This is a genomic window from Luteococcus sp., from assembly GCF_043424415.1.
In the GTDB taxonomy this organism is placed as follows: Bacteria; Actinomycetota; Actinomycetes; order Propionibacteriales; family Propionibacteriaceae; genus Luteococcus.
This window is the reverse complement of record NZ_JBHWOO010000319.1, coordinates 1-2,755: the sequence shown is the minus strand read 5'-3', so window position 1 is coordinate 2,755 and position 2,755 is coordinate 1. Positions and strand designations below refer to the sequence as shown.

The window sequence follows — 2,755 nt, the reverse complement described above, 5'->3', positions numbered from 1 at the left end:
GTAGTAGGTCCCCGGGGCAATGTCGTTGGTCATGGCAACCATGTCTGGATCCGCGTCCACGGCTGTGACGTGGAATCCACGCCGCAGTGCGGCCCTGGTGAGAGTGCCGGTGCCGCTGCCGACGTCGAGCAGTGGACCGGGTTCGAGGTCGTCCAGGATTGAGGGCTCGGTGCCGGCGCACAAGGGCGCGAAGGAGTCTCGGTACGACTGGGCCACGCCGCTCCATGCATTCATGTCCGACAGTCTGGCACTGGCCTCACGAATCGAGACCCGCGGCATGTGCGGAAGTTCGTGGAGCTCTGGCGTTCGCCGGGGCTCTTTCAGTGCGGGGCTGGCAGGATGCGGTCATGGGACTACCGGGACTTGCTCGCGACTGCACGCTGTGGCTGGACTTCCAGTCAGCTGGCTTTGACGACCAGGCCTTGGCACTGTTCGCCGCCGAGGCGGACGAGTTCGAAGCCCTGCTGGAATGCCAGGTCCGCCTCGGTGACCGGGAGAACCCGAAGGACGGGGCATGGGTGGTCAGCCCCTCGGGTAGTGGCGAGCCGCCATCACTGAGCTGGGACCCGGGAACACTGACGCTCACCTCGCACGCCAGCGGCCCGGACCAGACGATGGACTCGATGCAGCTGCTCCATGCGCTGCTTCGTGACCCGCAGGATCGGCCCGAGTTCCGCGCGCCCCGGACGACGCGCGAGGCCGCGCAGCTGATCCGAGACGAAGTGCTGGGAAGCTACCCCTACTTCGAGCTGCGGGGCATTGACCGCGACCAGTGGGCCGGGCGCCACGCGCAGGAGGCGCCCGAGGACTGGGACGCGTTCACAACTTGGGCCCAGGAATGGGTCGCCCAGCTCGGCGACGCCCACACCGCCGTCATTGCCCGATCCCAACGCGGCTTCAACCCTTGCTATGTCGGATCCCTGGGCAGCGACGGCATCATGCTCGAAGCAGTCCCTGAGGCCAGCGCAGCGTATGCCGCGGGTGTACGGGCGGGATGGCTGGTCACCGTGGAAGATCCGCTCCAGTGGTTGCGCACGACCGGAGCCAGCCCCCAACAGCACGCACGGGTCGCCGCGCGTCGTGCACTCACCGTCACGGACGGACAGCGGCAGTTCACCGCGCACGCCCCAAACACCGGGCAGAGGGTGTCATGGACTGAAGTCGCCGCCCCGCCATCCCTCGAGACGGTCCTACAGGTGGAGGATCCCACCGCCGACGTGGTGCGTGTCAGGTTGTCAGCCTTCTACGCGGGACTCGGAGTAGAGGACGTGTTCGACGACCTGGGTCGGGGTGCGGGCCCGTCACAGGTGATGGAACTGGACCTGCGGGGCAACACGGGTGGCAACCTCGTGCTGGCCGCGGGGTTGCGCGACCGCTTCCTCCGCGAGCCAACGCACGTCGGGTCCATCGCGTTCAGTGACGGTTGTGGCGGGCTGACCACCGTCCGGCAGCGGTGGGCCCATCCCAGCGATCGTCCATGTTGGCCAGGGCGACTCCGGATCCTGACCGACTCGATGACCTACAGCGCAGCCGAGGACTTCATCCTCGGGCTGCAAGGCCTCGAACACGTCACCGTGGCCCGCGAAACCACCGGCGGTGGCAGTGGCCGCCCCCTCTTGCGACCACTAGGGCCAGACCTCACTCTTCGAGTGAGCACCGCCATCACCTACGACCGCAACGGCCGCCCCGTCGAGTTCCTCGGAATCACACCCGACCCACACTGACCGCGGTAGAACAGGGCGTTGCTACGTTGACCGCATGGAGCATGTGACCTTGCTGTCGGGCATCACATTGGCGGTCGAGCACTTCGGCGAGCGGTTCGATGGTGTTCCTCTGGTCGTGCTCCACGGGGGCCCGAGCTGGAGCCACCACTACTTGAATCCAGGGCTTCGTTCGGTCGGCGAACAACGTCACGTGGTCGCCCCGGACCTGCGCGGCTGCGGTGACAGCTCCCGCGATCTGCCACTCGGCCAGTACCAGCCCGAACTGGCGGTGCAGGACGTGATCGACCTGATCGGCCTGATGGGCTTCGAACAGGTGGACCTGTTGGGGTTCTCCACCGGCGGGCAGTGGGTCCAACTCCTGGTCGAGAGGCGCCCAGAGCTGGTGCGGCGCCTCGTGCTGGCCTCCACCACTGCCTACGTCGACTTCGACGACGCCCTCAAGGCGTGGCCCGAGTACCGGCGCCGCCGTGACCTGCCGGGCGTGATGCCGGAGACGGGCGATGACCTGCACCGCACGATCGCATGGGCCCACAACGATGCGCCGCGGGCGATCTGGAACCTCGACCGCCTCGACGAGTACCGCGACTTCCTGAACGGGACGACGTTCAGTGGGGACTGGCTGGCGCCGTTCGAGCAGGGTCTGCTCCACTCCCACCGTCCTGCCGATCCCGAAGCCGTGCTGACCGCCTTCGGTCGACCGGTCCTGATCCTGCACGCACGTCAGGACATGGGGTTCCCGCTGGTCGTCGCGCAACGCTTGCACTCAAAGGTGTCCAACAGCCAGCTCGTGGTCCTGGAAGACTGCGGGCACCAGGCACCGTTCGAATCACCCGCGGCCTGGAGCGAGGCCATCCTCGACTTTCTGGCGGGGTGATCCCGCCGCCAACCACTCGCGGCTACTAGTTCCATTGACTGCAGATCGGGCCTTGGCCGAGGCTCGGTTCAGGTGGTTCGGGGCGGTCGCTCCACTTTGCGGCTGTCCACCCAGTGGGTGTGACTTTCAATTGGCGTGCGCTACCCCGGACCACCGA

General features: G+C 67.1%; 3 protein-coding genes. 2 read left to right on the top strand and 1 reads right to left on the bottom strand.

Features of this window, described 5'->3' with window-relative positions; genetic code table 11:
• Positions 1-234, bottom strand: a 234-nt coding sequence (locus ACHFFZ_RS17640; RefSeq protein ID WP_394277883.1) for a class I SAM-dependent methyltransferase, incomplete at its 3' end; no start/stop codon positions are given.
• A 113-nt stretch (positions 235-347) separates the two neighbouring features.
• Here ACHFFZ_RS17640 and ACHFFZ_RS17635 point away from each other — a divergent pair.
• Together ACHFFZ_RS17635 and ACHFFZ_RS17630 are read left to right on the top strand one after the other, a co-directional pair.
• A complete protein-coding gene (locus ACHFFZ_RS17635; RefSeq protein WP_394277882.1) occupies positions 348-1,724 on the top strand; it encodes a S41 family peptidase in 1,377 nt (458 codons plus the stop codon).
• A gap of 34 nt (positions 1,725-1,758) precedes the next feature.
• Complete coding sequence (locus ACHFFZ_RS17630) at positions 1,759-2,598, top strand: alpha/beta fold hydrolase (RefSeq protein WP_394277881.1); 840 nt, start codon at positions 1,759-1,761, stop codon at positions 2,596-2,598.
• The last annotated feature ends 157 nt before the right edge of the window (positions 2,599-2,755 follow it).

Excerpts from the sequence above, each read along its gene's own strand:
- ACHFFZ_RS17635 (WP_394277882.1), top strand. The coding sequence starts at position 348 with ATGGGACTACCGGGACTTGCTCGCGACTGCACGCTGTGGCTGGACTTC.
- ACHFFZ_RS17630 (WP_394277881.1), top strand. The coding sequence starts at position 1,759 with ATGGAGCATGTGACCTTGCTGTCGGGCATCACATTGGCGGTCGAGCAC.